We start from the raw sequence: 14,694 nt of genomic DNA, 5'->3' as shown, positions 1-14,694 counted from the left end.
TATTAACTTATTCTTTTCCGCAAATTTCGGTAAGCACACCCATTGTTGACTTTGGATGAAGAAAACCGATATTCAGTCCTTCTGCTCCTTTTCTGGCCGATTTATCGATTAGCCGGACTTCTTTTTCTTCCAGTTCAGCTAACGATTGATTTACGTCGTCGACTGCAAATGCAAGATGATGAATCCCCTGACCTTTTTTCTCAATGAATTTTCCGATTGGTCCTTCCGGATCTGTTGATTCAAGTAATTCGATTTTGGTTTGACCAACCATAAAAAAAGCTGTTTTTACTTTTTGGTCTGCAACTTCTTCAACAGAATAGCATTTCAGACCTAATTTTTCCTCATAAAACGGAATTGCCTCCTCTAAACTGTTTACTGCAATTCCAATGTGTTCAATATGCGATATGTTCATCTTATTTAGAATTATTTTAAAGTGTTTATTGTCAGAATTTTAAAGCTGCAAAGTTACTTTTCTGTTTATTCCTTAAGTTCAAAACGAAAAAACATTTCATTTTTGAATATGAATTTCAGAATTAATTAATATTGACATTTTGATAGCCTCAATAAATGTTTGAAACAAAAAAAAGGCAGAACCCAGTCTGCCTTGTTATCCTAATTTTTTACTGTTCGTCCCAAATAAAATGGAAATGAGGCCCAAACCGTTCAAATGCCGCTTTATCCAATTCTTCCTGGTGTTCAGGATGGGCTATGGATATAATCAGTTTTGCGCGGTCCTGCAATGTTCTTCCATATAAATTGACTGCACCATATTCCGTAACCAGCCAGTGAATGTTTGCGCGTGTACTTACAACACCTGCACCGGGTGTAAGAATTGGTGCTATTTTGCTAATGCCTTTATTGGTAACTGACGGCATGGCAATGATAGGTTTTCCACCTCTGCTTAATGAAGCTCCCCGAAGAAAGTCAATTTGTCCGCCAACACCTGAATAGAATTTTGTTCCGATAGAGTCGGCACAAACCTGTCCGGTAATATCAATTTGTAATGCTGAGTTAATTGCGGTTACTTTTGGGTTTTTGGCAATCACATTAACACGGTTGCTGTAACGAACATCATTCATCAAAACTCCCGGATTGTCGTCAACAAAATCATACAATTTTTTTGATCCCATCAGGAAGGTAGCTACCATTTTACCTTTGTCAATTTTTTTGTTTTTTCCGTTAACCACGCCTTTGTCAACGAGAGGCAGAATACCATCGGCAAACATTTCAGAGTGAACTCCAAGATCTTTATGGTTTCCAAGCATTGTTAAAACAGCATTTGGAATGGCTCCGATTCCCATTTGCAGGGTAGCGCCGTCTTCAACCAATTCTGCAACGTAACCGCCAATTTTGCGGTCTGTATCACTAATTGGGCCGGGTTCGGCAGTAACCAATTCGCTGTCGTCTTCGCAGAAAAGGTCAATTTCATTAATATGAATCATTGCATCACCAAATGCACGCGGTACATTCGGGTTTACAATTGCAATCACTGTATCAGCTTTTTCAACCGCCGCCAGAGTAGCATCAACCGATGTTCCGAGAGAAACATAACCAAACTTGTCAGGAACAGAAACCTGAATCATGGCTACATTTACTTTTAAATAACCTTCGCGGATTAAACGTTGTGTTTCCTGAAGAAAAACAGGAATATAATCAGCGTAACCTGCCTGAGTTTGTTTTCTTACGTTGTGAGCCACAAAAAACGATTCCAACTGAAAGATTCCCTCGAATTCAGGATTTGCATAATCAACTTCTCCCTCCGTATGGATATGCTGGATTCTTACATTTCTGAACTCTTTATTTCTTCCTCTTTCGCACAGTGCTTTAATCAGTGGATGTGGTGTAACAGCAACACTGTGCATGTGCACACGATCGTTTGATTTTACTACTTTTACTGCCTCTTGTGGCGTTATAAATTTTATATTTTTCATGGTTTCCGGACTATAAAATCAGGTTTTCGAATTAAGGGCGCAAATATAAAAAAACAATCTGCTTTTTTAACTTTCGAATATCAGAAATACTTGTTCAAAAGCTTTTGTAAAGTATTTGTTAACTTTACACTTTTTGCCATAAAGTAAATAGTTAAAGACGTCATTTTGTTCATGGTAAATTTTCGAACAGTATTTTTTTTGCGATTTTTTTTGATCTCAGGATGTGGAAATCAGGTGGGTGAAATGTGGTGTAATACATTGTGGTACAATATCAGACAAACACCCCGAGGATTTATATAAATGAAATACTATCTTTAACAAGCTGAATTAAACCGATAAAATAATCATGAGGAGATACCTGTATTTTGTAACTTTTGTAGCAGCCCTTGGGGGGCTGATGTTTGGTTTTGAAACCGCTGTTATCAACGGAGCCATCTTTTATGTTGCAGAACATTTCCAGCTAACAGAGTTTATGAAAGGTCTTGTAGTAAGTACTGCTTTGGCCGGATGTGTGATTGGTGCCCTGTTTATCGGGAAACCCGGAGATAAATATGGCAGGCGTTATATGTTAAAAATAATGGCCGCGCTTTTTTTATTTTCGATGCTGGGAGCTGGTTTGGCCGCAAATATCTGGGTGTTTGTGATTGCCCGTTTTTTAGGTGGTATTGCCGTTGGAGGTGCGTCGGTGCTTACACCCATGTATATTTCTGAAGTTTCTCCTCCGAAAATTCGCGGGAAGCTCGTTGCAACCAATCAGCTGGCTATAGTTACCGGTATTTTGGTTGCTTTTTTTTCCGACTATATGATTGACAGTTTGCTGCATGGAAGCTGGCGCTGGATGTTTTTGGCCGGGGTGGTTCCGTCAGCAGTGTTGTGGGTGCTGTTGTTTTTTATTTCACGCAGCCCCCGTTGGCTGGTGAAAATCGGGAAAAACGATGAGGCCCGTGAAGTGATCAGACGGGTGAATCCGGAAGAAGATGCAGATTTACTTATGGCTTCCATAAAAGATTCCCTAAAAGAAGAGGCCGTAAATAAAAGAGTATCGCTAATGAAAAAGCCTTATTTACGGCTTGCAATAATTGGTATTGCTGTAGGGATGTTTAACCAGCTGGCAGGAATCAATGTGATTATGTATTATTCAACCGATATTTTTCGGCAGGCAGGTTTTTCAGGCGAAGCAGCTTTGTTCCAGTCTGTGTTGATTGGTTTGACCAATTTGATATTTACCATTATTGCCATGTCAATTATCGATCGCTTCGGACGTAAATTTTTGCTTTATGTCGGAGCTTCGGGAATGTCAGTTTTTCTGGGTTTGTTCAGCTGGGCGTTTATAACCGATACCAAATCGGGATTTATTCTCTTATCATTGTTAATCGGATACATTGCCTTTTTTGCTTTTTCGCAGGGAGCGGTTATCTGGGTTATTCTTTCAGAAATGTTTCCAAACAGTGTCCGTGCAAAAGGAACTGCAATGGGCTCATTTTCTCACTGGATATTTAACTTTGCAATTGCCTTGGCGTTTCCGGTTGTTTCTTCCATGATTGGAGTTGGCTACGTATTTGTTTTCTTTACTGTTGCGACATTGTTGAGCCTTCTGTTTTACCGCTTTGCATTAATTGAAACCAAAGGTAAATCGCTGGAGGAAATAGAAAAATTGATATTAAAAAAATAGATTTGTTTATTAATGCATTTGTTTCAAATGAGTATAAATTTTTAGTTAAAACAATAATTATGAAAAGATATATTTTATTTACTGTATTTATTGTTGGATTTATTGTCGTACAGGCACAGCAGGCAGAAGAGTTAAACCTTTGTATGGGGCATTATTTTACCCAGCCGGAAGCCCAAACGTTTATTGACCAGTTAAAAAGGCAGTACACTACAAAAGAAGAGTGGTTAAAACGGGCTGAGGTAATCCGTCAGGGAATTCTGGAAGGAGCAGATTTGAGCCCTTTACCGGAGAAAACACCCCTGAAACCCCGGTATTCAAAAGAAAGAAAATACGATGGATATACGGTTCGGAATGTCGCTATTGAAAGTTTGCCCGGTGTTTTTGTAACCGGTAGTTTATATCTTCCGGAGAAAATGGATGGAAAAACAGCGGGTATTCTTTCTCCGCACGGACATTTTGGCGATCGGATGCAGTCGGCGCGGGTTAGCTCCGATATTCAAAACCGCTGTATTTCTTTTGCAAAAATGGGCGCTGTTGTTTTTGTTTACGATATGGTTGGTTATGGAGAAATGGCTGCCTATGGTTGGGAACACAATCACTCCAAAGCATTAAAACAACAAATATGGAACAGCATTCGTGCGCTCGATTTTTTATTGTCGCTGGATAATATCGACCCCGAACGAATTGCGGTGACAGGCGCTTCCGGCGGAGGCACCCAAACATTTATGTTAACAGCCATTGATAAGCGTGTAAAAGTTTCGGCGCCAGTGGTTCAGGTGTCAGCGCATTTTTTTGGAGGTTGTGTGTGCGAAAGCGGAATGCCTGTGCACAAAAGCGACCATCACCAGACCAACAATGTGGAAATAGCTGCATTAACTGCCCCGCGGCCTTTATTACTCGTATCCGATGGAGGCGACTGGACATTAAATACACCCAAAGTTGAGTTTCCGCATATTCAATACATATATAAACTGATGGGCGTTAAAGAACGGGTAGAGAATGTTCATTTTCCGGATGAAGGACATGGTTACCAGTTCTCAAAACGTAAAGCCGTTTATCCCTTTTTAGCAAAATATTTAAACCTTAACCTAAATGCGGTTCTCGACGATAAGGGGGAAATAAGTGAAGAGGGAAATGTAATTGAACCGTACGAAACATTAAAAATATTTACCACCTCCAATCCGCTTCCCGACTATGCCGTGCGCACAAACGATGAGGTGGTTTGGTAGCGTTTAAGGAGAGGCATTATTCAGACACTTTGAGGTCTTCCGGACGCTCAAAGGTCGCAGAATTTTGTATTCTTAACCTCTCTGTTGGATGTTTATTCTTTTATGTTTTTTCATGTTATTTGCTAAACTGCCGGATATGTCCTCTTTTTGCACCCCTCCTTTGGAGGGGCCGAAGGAGGCTTCCCTACAAATAAAAACTCCCACCGAGGCGGGAGTATAGGAATTTTTTCCTTCGGCATATAGCCTTATTGTGATAAGATATAAAATTGAAAAGAGATCCAACAATGAAAGTTACATTCTGGGATGGCGTTAGTTGTGGTTTGATGTAAAATTGAAAAGAGATCCAACCAAACAGGGAAGTCGTAAGTACTTATAGGTATCTGAATGGAAATTTCAATTTACGTTTAAACTTTGCGTTTAAAAGAGGAGTGGAGCATACCGGTGTGCCAATTATTGCTATTTTCACAACGCAAAAAAGGAGGTGTCCTTTTGCCAAAAATTACAAAAATCAAATTATAACCTTTACATGATGAAATTAGCCGTTGTTATTCTCCTGTCGTTTTTATTTTTTGTTTCCTGTTCGCAGCAAACTTCAGTTCCGGAACCTGATTACACAAAATATGTCGATCCCTTTATCGGCGCTGCCGAGTACGGGCACTGTTTTCCGGGGGCCTGTGTGCCTTTCGGATTAATTCAGGTTGGTTCTGAAACCGGAAACGGCGGATGGGAATATTGCAGTGGTTACCAGTCGACCGATTCAACAATTAACGGATTTACACAAGACCGGCTGAACGGAACCGGTTGCCCCGATTTGGGTGACTTGTTGATCTTGCCGTTTAGCGGAGAAAAACCGGAGGTATTTAAAAGTACCATCAACAAAAAAACAGAAACTGCCAGCCCCGGATATTATGCTGTTCAGTTAACCGATTTTGATATTGATGCTGAAATGACCGCTACTCCGCATGTGGCACTGCATCGCTACAAATATCCTGAAGGTAAGACAACCAACCTGCTTGTCGACTTCCAGAGTTCGCAGTGTTCAAGTCAGAATCAATTGCATGCACATGTGCAGGACGCAGAAGTAAATTTCGAAGGAGATAAAATGATTACGGGTTACTCCAATACCAGCGTGTGGTTAAACCGTACTTATTACTATGTTATTGAATTCAATAAACCAATCATAAAAAAGGAGTTGCTTCCCAATCGCTCTGAAAATGAAAAAGCACCTCGTTATGTGCTTGAGTTTGATTTAGGTTCAGATGAGGAACTGATGATAAAAGTGGCTTTGTCGTCAACCGGAGTGGAAGGAGCAAAAGCAAATCTGGCAAAAGAAAAAAGCGACTGGAATTTTGAGACTACGGTAGAAAAAGCGAAACAAAGCTGGAACGAGTTGCTGGCCAGAGTAGATGTTCAGGGCGACAACGATAAAAAAACAATGTTTTATACGTCGATGTATCGTTTGTTTATTCAGCCCAATAACATTGCCGACGTTGATCAGGCCCCGTTTTATTCCACACTTTCGTTGTGGGATACCTATCGTGCAGCACATCCTTTGTATACGATTTTGGCTCCCGGGAAAGTAGATGATTTTGTGCATTCCATGTTGCATCAATACGATAACCAGGGATTTTTACCCATCTGGGCACTTTGGGGAAAGGAAACATTCTGTATGATTGGAAATCACGCTGTGCCCGTAATTGTTGATGCGTATCTGAAAGGATTTAAAGGTTTTGATGCAGAACGTGCGTTCGAAGCGGTAAAAACTTCATTAACAAGCGATCATCAAAAATCTTCATGGGCAGTGTACGATAAATATGGCTATTATCCATTTGATGTGGTTAAGGAAGAATCGGTTTCACGCACAATGGAGTCGGCTTACGACGATTATTGCGCCGCTCAGTTTGCCAAAGTCCTGGGAAAAGAAGATGATTATATGTTTTTTTTAGAACGTTCAAATTACTGGAAAAATCTTATTGATCCGGAAACAAAACTCGCAAGAGGAAAAAATTCTGATGGGAACTGGCGCACACCCTTTAACAGTTTTTCATTGTCGCATGCCGGAACCTCGGGTGGCGATTATACCGAAGGAAATGCATGGCAATACACCTGGCATGTGCAACACGATGTTGACGGTTTAATTGATTTGTTAGGAGGAAAAGAAAATTTTACAACAAAGCTGGATTCTCTCTTTGAGATGGAAGAATCGAGTGAAGGAACCGGTTTTGTTTTGGATGTTACCGGTTTAATCGGGCAATATGCACATGGAAACGAACCCAGTCATCATGTGGCATATTTATACACATTGGCAGGAAAACCGTGGCGTACACAAGAATTGCTGAATGAAATCGTAAAAACAAAATACATCAATAAAATTGACGGACTGTGTGGCAACGACGACTGCGGTCAGATGTCGGCCTGGTATATTTTTACGAATCTCGGTTTTTATCCTTTAAATCCTTGTGGAGGAGAATATATTTTGGGTGCTCCTCAATTACCCAAAGCTGTTGTGAATTTACCCAACGGGAAAACTTTTACAGTGGAAGCAAAGAATTTCTCAGACGAAAATATATATGTGAAATCTGTAGAATTAAACGACAAACCCTACAACAAACTGTCCATTTCTCACGAGGAGGTGATGAATGGCGGAACGTTGATATTTGAAATGGGAAATGTAAAATAAAAACCTAGACCGACTCCTGTTAATCGACAGGAGTTTTTTTTTGAACTATCTTCCTGTTAATTTTTATTATAGACGATATTAACGGGAATATCTTGTCGGATTAGTATGAACTTTTTTGCGCGGCAGCTATTTTTTTTACAGCTTTTTTTCTATGAAAAATTACATTATGTTATTTGCGGTGTGACTCCAGCCCCCTTATTTTTAAATAATTGGTAGTTTTTGAATCTATATTTTGCCTAATCTTGTTTTTTTTGGACGAATCAATATCTTTGCTCACGAACAATTTTGAGATTCTTGGGAAAAGGGAAATCGAATACAGAACTTGTAAGGCTTTTGAAGGAAGGGGATATGATGGCATTTGATGCTATTTATGATACGTATTGTCATAAATTGCACCAGTTTGTATTGACCTATTTGAAGCAGGAAGAAGATGCAGAGGAGATTGTCCAGGAAGTTTTTATAAAGATTTGGAAATCGAGGGATAAAATTAATATCTATTCCTCTTTTGAATCCTTTCTGTTTACAATTGCATATAACGCTACCATGAGTCTGTTGCGTAAACGGGTGAGTGAATCAAAATCGAGGGAATATTTACGGTCCATTCAACAAGTTAATACAGCAGAACCGGTAATCAGTGAAATTCAGTTTAAAGAGCTTGAACATAAAGTACAGTCGTTACTGGAACAGTTAACCCCCCGCCAGAAGGAGATTTATAATTTAAGCAGAGAAGAGGGATTAACACATCACGAAATCGCCATAAAATTAGGTATTTCAGAAAGTACCGTAAATAATCACCTGGTTGCCATTATTAAATTTTTTAAATCTCATATTGATAGTAGTCTGGCTGTCAATGTTTTATTTCTTTGTCTGTTTTTTAGTTAAAAAAAAAGCAATTTTATTTAGTTACCGTTTTTAGTTTGCGCGTAATACTATACACCTGATTGAATTTAAAGTTTAAGATTCATCAGTTTAGTTTAGTTTGTTGAAGTACCTCCCGGATTTAGGGAGGTACAAAACTTAAAATGATTATGAACAAAGATATCCTGATAAAATATTTAAAAAATAGTTGTACCGACGAGGAATTTGAAAAACTTGTTGTGTGGGTTCAGGAGGAAGCTCAGAACAGCGAGGGGAAAAGTTGGGGTATCGAACATTGGGAATCGTTTGAACCCGATTTAAGCAAAGAGGATAAAAAAAAGTACAGTGCCTTGCTTGATAAAATACACCATCAAATAAACCTGGAACACAGAGACCGTAAGCCTGTAAAAATGATTTTTTCTTCAAATATTACAAAATGGTTGAGCCGGGCGGCAGCAATTCTTTTTATCCCTTTACTTGGAGTTGTGTTTTATTTGTTGTCAAACGGTAATTTTAAGACAACAGAGTTTGCTGACCTGGCTGTTGACTCTCTTGAGGTTATTGCACCAATCGGTTCACGGACAGTCGTTCAACTATCCGACGGAACGGAGGTAAATCTTAATTATGGAAGTAAAATAAAGTATCCCCGGAATTTTAACGGAGAGCGCAGAGAAATTGTGTTGTCGGGAGAAGCCTTCTTTGATGTGGCTCATAATAAGGAAAAACCATTTGTTGTAAAAACCGGCCAATTACAGGTGAAGGTACTGGGAACAGAATTTAATATAAATGCATATCCCGATGATGATTTTATTTCAACTACCCTGGTTAAAGGCAAGGTAGCGGTTGAGAAAGTAGTGGGCCGGGAACAAGTTGAACAGATTAAACTAATGAAACCGGGTGAGAATATGACCTATAACAAGAATTCAGAGACAGTTACATCTCATGAAGGAAGTATTGATAAATATATTGCATGGAAGGATGGTAAGCTGATTTTTGACGATGAACCCATTACCAAAGTAGCAGAGAAACTGGGACGGATGTTTAATGTTGAAATTGAAGTAGCAAATGATGTAAAGGATTTATCATATACCGTTACTTTTTTTAACGACCCTCTTTATCTCATTCTTGATTTAATGACGGAAACTACTCCTATAAAATATGAAGTTTTACCAAGAAAGAGACAAGCAGACGGAACCTTCTCAAAACAAAAAATTCGGATAGAGAGGAGATAAAATATTTTTACCATAACCTAATTTAAAAGAAGTATAGCCTATGATATAAACGAAAATAAAGTTACAAAGGATGGTATAAGCAACAAGGAAGTGCGCCAACACTTCCCTGATAGTTAAATAAATTATCCCGGTAGTAAGGAACCGGGCAAATTCTAATCTTAACAATACAAAAGTATGAAAAAAACTTACAGTTTTCTTTGGGAATCTGAAATTCCTGGGGTACAAAGATTATTGAGAGCGATGAAATTAACCTTTTTATTATTACTGGTATCTGTAGTCAGTGTTTTTGCCAGTAAAACGTATTCGCAAACCAAAGTACTGAACCTTGATATGAAGAATAGCACGGTAAAGGAGGTACTTCAAAACATTGAGGCGCAAAGCGAGTTCTATTTTATGTACAGCGAAAAGCTTGTAGATGTAAAACGTGAGGTGTCGGTAGATGTTAAAAACAAGAAAATAGACGAAGTTCTTGATGAACTATTTGAAGGAACAGAAGTGAATTACAAGGTAAAAGACCGTTTCATTCTGTTAACAACACCTGAAGCTTTTGGAAGTGAGTTAACCGTTCAGCAACAGTTAACGATTTCAGGAAGGGTAACAGACACCGATGAACAGCCTCTTCCCGGAGTGAGTGTGCTTGTTAAAGGTACTACCAACGGAACAGTTACCGATATTGATGGTTTCTACACAATTTCCAATTTACCGGAAAATGCAGTGATTCTGTATTCGTTTATTGGGATGAAAAACCAGGAAATTGCGGTAAATGGCCGGTCTGCAATAAATATTGTAATGGAAACAGATGCAATTGGTATTGGCGAAGTGGTTGCTATTGGATATGGTACACAGCGTAAAGCCGATTTAACCGGAGCTGTTGCATCGGTTAAAAGTGATAAACTGGCCGACATCCCATCCACTTCTGTTGCAGATGTAATGAGAGGTCGTGTTGCAGGGGTAAACGTAACAGCAGTAAACGGAAAACCCGGCGCCGGTAGTGATATTAAGATACGTGGTATTACCACCATCAATAATTCAAATCCGTTGATTGTTATTGATGGAGTTCCTGTTGAAGGAGCCGGAATGGAGTCATTGAATCCAAGTGATATTGAAAGTATTGATGTATTAAAAGATGCGTCCTCGGCTGCTATTTATGGTTCTCGCGGTGCTAACGGTGTTATTCTGGTCACTACTAAAAGAGGAAAAGAAGGAAAAGGTATTATAGAATTTAATTCCTATTATGGCTGGCAGACATTAGCTACTGATATAGGGGTAACTAACGCAGAGCAATTTGTTACATTGCAAAATGAAGCAAGGACAAATTCCGGTCTCCCTGTACTCTTCGACCAGAGTCCTTCCGCTTACGGGAAAGGAACAAACTGGGTGGATGAGTTCTTTATTGACGGTGCACCTCAGCAAAATTACAGTCTTAGCTTCAGAGGGGGAAACGAGCATGTAAATTATTTCATTTCAGGGGCTTATTTAGATCAGGAAGGTATTGCACCGAATACAGGTTTCAAAAAATTTAACCTGAGATCGAACATTGATGCTAAAGTTACGGATAAACTGAAGGTTGGGAATAGTATCAGCTTAACCCGTTCAAATGCTTATGGAAAAGCTGACGGTGCATCAACTGTTTTTTTAATGCCGCCTACCGTTCCTGTTTGGGATGAAAATGGAGAGCCTGTTCAGGGAAAACATGCAGGAGAAGGTACAAACCTGGTTCATCCCATAAGAAATCAGGAACTTGATAATATTTTTACCTCACAATACAGGTTACTGGGGAACGTATATGCAGAGTATCAGCTAAACGATGAAATTAAAATAAAAGCCAGTGCCGGAGGTGATTTTATTAATACAAGAGATTTTAAATTTAATGAAGTATTTGAATATGTCGGTTGGGAAAATACGGTTGCATCCCTTTCTGACAGAAGGGAAGAACTTGTAAACTGGAATACGGATGTCCTGGCTTATTATAACAATACGTTTAATGAAGCACATACTTTAAATGCAATGGTCGGATGGACTGTTCAGGAGATTAGCGGTGATTGGTTATCTGGTGCCCGAAATAATTTTGTAAGTAACGGTCCATCTCAACAGGTTTTAAGTGCCGGGTTAAATGATCAGACAAATGGCGGAAATAAAACAGTACAAAGCCTTACTTCATTCCTTGGGCGTGTCAATTACAATTACAAAAACAAATATTTGTTTACTGCCAATTTCAGAGCTGACGGGTCTTCAAAATTCGGTTCCAGCAACAGATGGGGCTATTTCCCTTCATTCTCCGGAGCATGGCGTGTGTCGGAGGAAAGTTTCTTTAATGTTGGAATTATTGATGATTTGAAATTACGCGGAGGCTGGGGAACACTCGGTAATGATAAAATTACAAACTATGCTTATTCATCATTGCTTTCTTTGAGCGATTATTGGTTTGTATTGGGAACAGATGAAACAAGAACAACGGGCGCCGGTGCAACAAAACTGAGCAATTCCGATTTGAAATGGGAGACAACAATCAAAACAAACCTTGGGGTTGATGTCGTTTTATTTGATAATAAATTGACGGTGAATGCGGAAGTTTATAACCATAAAACCAAGGATATGTTATTTGAGCTTCCTATTCCGCAAACAGTAGGGTTGGAACCGGCCGTTACAAATGCTCTGGAAATGAAAACAAGAGGTCTGGAGTTAATTTTGAATTACAACGATAGAATCGGAGAATTGTCATACAATATTGGTTTTAATATTGGTACATCAAAAAATGAGGTTACCGATTTGGGAGGAGAAGAGTATTTTGCAGAAACGTTGGAATGGAACGGACAGTATCGCCATGCTATCGGACACCCTGCGTTCTCTTATTACGGATATAAAATGGAAGGTATATTCCAGTCAGAAGCCGACGTAGCATCATCTCCTGCTCAGGACGGTGCAGTGCCCGGTTCAATCAAATTTAAAGATATTGACGGGGATGGAGAAATAACATCAGAGGATAGAACTTATTTGGGAAGCCCGGTACCTGATTACAATTATGGATTTAACCTGGACATGAAATGGAAAAACTTTGATTTTTCAATGTTCTGGCAAGGGGAAGTAGGAAAGAAACAATATACCCCTGTAATCAGGTGGGGACAATCTTCACTTGACTGGTGGTATGATAACAGATGGCATGGTGAAGGAACCAGTAATTCTGTTCCGGCTATGTTCTGGGGGTCTGCTCCATGGCAAATAATGAGTGATTTCTTACTACAGGATGTAAGCTATTTGCGTTTGAAAAATTTGTCGGTGGGATATACGTTCAAAATTGCAAATGTATGCAAGGTCAGAACCTATATCGCAGGACAAAACCTGCTCACCTTTGCTGAAAGTTATGTGGGTTTAGATCCGGAAATGGCTGGTGTTGCCCAATATAACCACTGGGATTATGAATATCCTTCGGCTAAAATTTATACGCTGGGATTAAACGTAACTTTCTAATTTAAAAATTGCTGAACAATGAAAAAAATATTAGATAAATTATTTATAGGTGTGTTAACCTTGTTTTTAATAAGTGGATGTGAAGATTTTTTGGAAGTTGAACCATATGGTAATGTTACTCCTGAAACTTTTTTTACGAATGAGAGTGAAGCTATTTTGGCTGTAAATTCAGCCTATTCGGCGCAAAGAGCAGCCGTCGGCTGGTGGGCGAGCGGTTTCGACCTTTATGGAGAATGGCAAAGCGATGATTTGGCTCCCATTGGTTGGAGTGACGGAATTTTATTGTATCAGTATGGAAGTACTGGCGATGACCAGGGAGTATCTTCAGGTATTTGGGGAGCAGCTTTTAGAGGAATTGCCCAATGCAACGCAGCTATTGAAGGAATTGAAGGGATGACAGAGGAACAAATAGGCGCAGATATAAAAAACCGCGCTATAAGCGAAGCAAAATTCCTGCGCGGCTGGTGGAATCTGAGATTAGCTCAAATATACGGAAATGCACCGCTTGTATTAAAAACCCCTGAAACAGAAGAAGAAAAATTCCCCTCCAGTGTATCTAAAGAGCGGTTGATTGAAGCTGCTGTTAACGATTTTGAAGATGCAGCCCAATATCTGCCAGCCTCTTATTCAGATAACAATGTAGGACGAATAACCAAAGGATGTGCTCTGGCTCATGAGGCATGGGCAAATATGTACCTCGAAAACTGGAGTGAAGCCCTGACTGCGCTTAACGCCTGTATGGATTTGGAGGTGTATGATTTAGTTGATTATTTGGATATATGCAACGAAAACAGTAAACACAACAAAGAGTCTGTTTTTGAAACAGGTTTTAACAGTAATGCTACAGGTGAGTTAAACTGGAGGCCTTATTATTGTGGTGTGGGAGCCAGTGATCAATTGCATTCTAATCATTCAACCTGGAATCTTATGGCACCATCATTCAGCTTAATAGAAGAGTATGAAGAAGGAGACCCCAGGCTTGATTATACATTTTGGGTAGAAGGTGAAGTTTCACCGGCAACCGGCAATCCCTTTATCCCATTAAATGATCCAAGTCGTCCTTATCAGGAAATTCAAAAAGGTACCGTATATTACCCATCTACATACACTGATCCTTCGGTGAATATTACGTGGATGAGATATGCTGACGTACTTTTAATGACTGCTGAATGTTTAAACGAAACAAACAATACCGTTGACGCCAATCAATATGTGAATATGGTTAGACAAAGACCAGGTGTTGATATGCCACCAATTGATATCTCAGACCAGGCAGAAATGAGGACTGCAATTATCCACGAACGTCGGATTGAGTTTGCAATGGAAGGAAGACGTTCATATGATATCAGAAGATGGGGGATTGAAGAGGAAACATTGGGACAGATGGACGGAACATCTTATTCGGAAAGAAATAAATATTTCCCGGTTCCTGTAAACGAACTTGATGTAAATCCGAATTTGTCAAATGCTCCGGGCTGGTAATATGTATTAAATTTACAATGAAAATAAAATAAGCATCATCCGGTAATTGGATGGTGCTTATTTCTCCTGATATTGATGGAATTTTGACGGGTACACACATTCGATTGCCGCAGGAGGCTTAAGTATTTGATACCTGACAGAG

General features: G+C 39.4%; 9 protein-coding genes. 7 read left to right on the top strand and 2 right to left on the bottom strand.

The features are described from left to right. Window positions 1-7 precede the first annotated feature (7 nt). Complete coding sequence (gene mce / locus K5G00_RS19270) at window positions 8-412, bottom strand: methylmalonyl-CoA epimerase (protein WP_238767832.1); 405 nt, start codon at window positions 410-412, stop codon at window positions 8-10. A gap of 208 nt (window positions 413-620) precedes the next feature. Further along, window positions 621-1,931: an acetyl-CoA hydrolase/transferase family protein gene (locus tag K5G00_RS19265; protein ID WP_238767831.1), complete on the bottom strand. Its 1,311-nt coding sequence runs from the start codon at window positions 1,929-1,931 to the stop codon at window positions 621-623. Window positions 1,932-2,277: 346 nt separating this feature from the next. On the opposite strand from K5G00_RS19265, the gene K5G00_RS19260 reads away from it, so the two are divergent. The 7 genes from K5G00_RS19260 to K5G00_RS19230 all read left to right on the top strand — a co-directional run bounded on the left by K5G00_RS19260 (window position 2,278) and on the right by K5G00_RS19230 (window position 14,552). Next, the gene (locus K5G00_RS19260) at window positions 2,278-3,603 is read left to right on the top strand and encodes a sugar porter family MFS transporter (protein ID WP_238767829.1); all 1,326 of its coding nucleotides are present in this window, start codon (window positions 2,278-2,280) and stop codon (window positions 3,601-3,603) included. 59 nt (window positions 3,604-3,662) lie between these two features. After that, window positions 3,663-4,832, top strand: coding sequence for an alpha/beta hydrolase family protein (locus tag K5G00_RS19255; protein WP_238767828.1), 1,170 nt, complete (start codon window positions 3,663-3,665; stop codon window positions 4,830-4,832). A gap of 526 nt (window positions 4,833-5,358) precedes the next feature. Further along, window positions 5,359-7,512 carry a GH92 family glycosyl hydrolase gene (locus tag K5G00_RS19250; protein ID WP_238767826.1) on the top strand — a complete coding sequence of 718 codons (2,154 nt, stop codon included), beginning with the start codon at window positions 5,359-5,361 and terminating at the stop codon, window positions 7,510-7,512. Between the two features lie 285 nt (window positions 7,513-7,797). Beyond that, a complete protein-coding gene (locus tag K5G00_RS19245) occupies window positions 7,798-8,394 on the top strand; it encodes an RNA polymerase sigma factor (protein WP_317235556.1) in 597 nt (198 codons plus the stop codon). Between the two features lie 146 nt (window positions 8,395-8,540). Next, window positions 8,541-9,602 carry a FecR family protein gene (locus tag K5G00_RS19240; RefSeq protein ID WP_238767822.1) on the top strand — a complete coding sequence of 354 codons (1,062 nt, stop codon included), beginning with the start codon at window positions 8,541-8,543 and terminating at the stop codon, window positions 9,600-9,602. Window positions 9,603-9,776: 174 nt separating this feature from the next. Beyond that, window positions 9,777-13,070 carry a TonB-dependent receptor gene (locus K5G00_RS19235; protein WP_238767821.1) on the top strand — a complete coding sequence of 1,098 codons (3,294 nt, stop codon included), beginning with the start codon at window positions 9,777-9,779 and terminating at the stop codon, window positions 13,068-13,070. An 18-nt stretch (window positions 13,071-13,088) separates the two neighbouring features. Further along, on the top strand, window positions 13,089-14,552 hold the full coding sequence (locus K5G00_RS19230) for a RagB/SusD family nutrient uptake outer membrane protein (protein ID WP_238767820.1): 1,464 nt from the start codon (window positions 13,089-13,091) through the stop codon (window positions 14,550-14,552). Window positions 14,553-14,694 lie beyond the last annotated feature (142 nt).

It is taken from the genome of Maribellus maritimus (assembly GCF_022267315.1).
Lineage (GTDB): Bacteria > Bacteroidota > Bacteroidia > Bacteroidales > Prolixibacteraceae > Draconibacterium > Draconibacterium maritimum.
The sequence above is the reverse complement of the archived record's forward strand: the minus strand, read 5'-3'. Positions and strand labels throughout refer to the sequence as shown.

Excerpts from the sequence above, each read along its gene's own strand:
- mce (WP_238767832.1), bottom strand. The coding sequence starts at position 412 with ATGAACATATCGCATATTGAACACATTGGAATTGCAGTAAACAGTTTA.
- K5G00_RS19265 (WP_238767831.1), bottom strand. The coding sequence starts at position 1,931 with ATGAAAAATATAAAATTTATAACGCCACAAGAGGCAGTAAAAGTAGTA.
- K5G00_RS19260 (WP_238767829.1), top strand. The coding sequence starts at position 2,278 with ATGAGGAGATACCTGTATTTTGTAACTTTTGTAGCAGCCCTTGGGGGG.
- K5G00_RS19255 (WP_238767828.1), top strand. The coding sequence starts at position 3,663 with ATGAAAAGATATATTTTATTTACTGTATTTATTGTTGGATTTATTGTC.
- K5G00_RS19250 (WP_238767826.1), top strand. The coding sequence starts at position 5,359 with ATGATGAAATTAGCCGTTGTTATTCTCCTGTCGTTTTTATTTTTTGTT.
- K5G00_RS19240 (WP_238767822.1), top strand. The coding sequence starts at position 8,541 with ATGAACAAAGATATCCTGATAAAATATTTAAAAAATAGTTGTACCGAC.
- K5G00_RS19235 (WP_238767821.1), top strand. The coding sequence starts at position 9,777 with ATGAAAAAAACTTACAGTTTTCTTTGGGAATCTGAAATTCCTGGGGTA.
- K5G00_RS19230 (WP_238767820.1), top strand. The coding sequence starts at position 13,089 with ATGAAAAAAATATTAGATAAATTATTTATAGGTGTGTTAACCTTGTTT.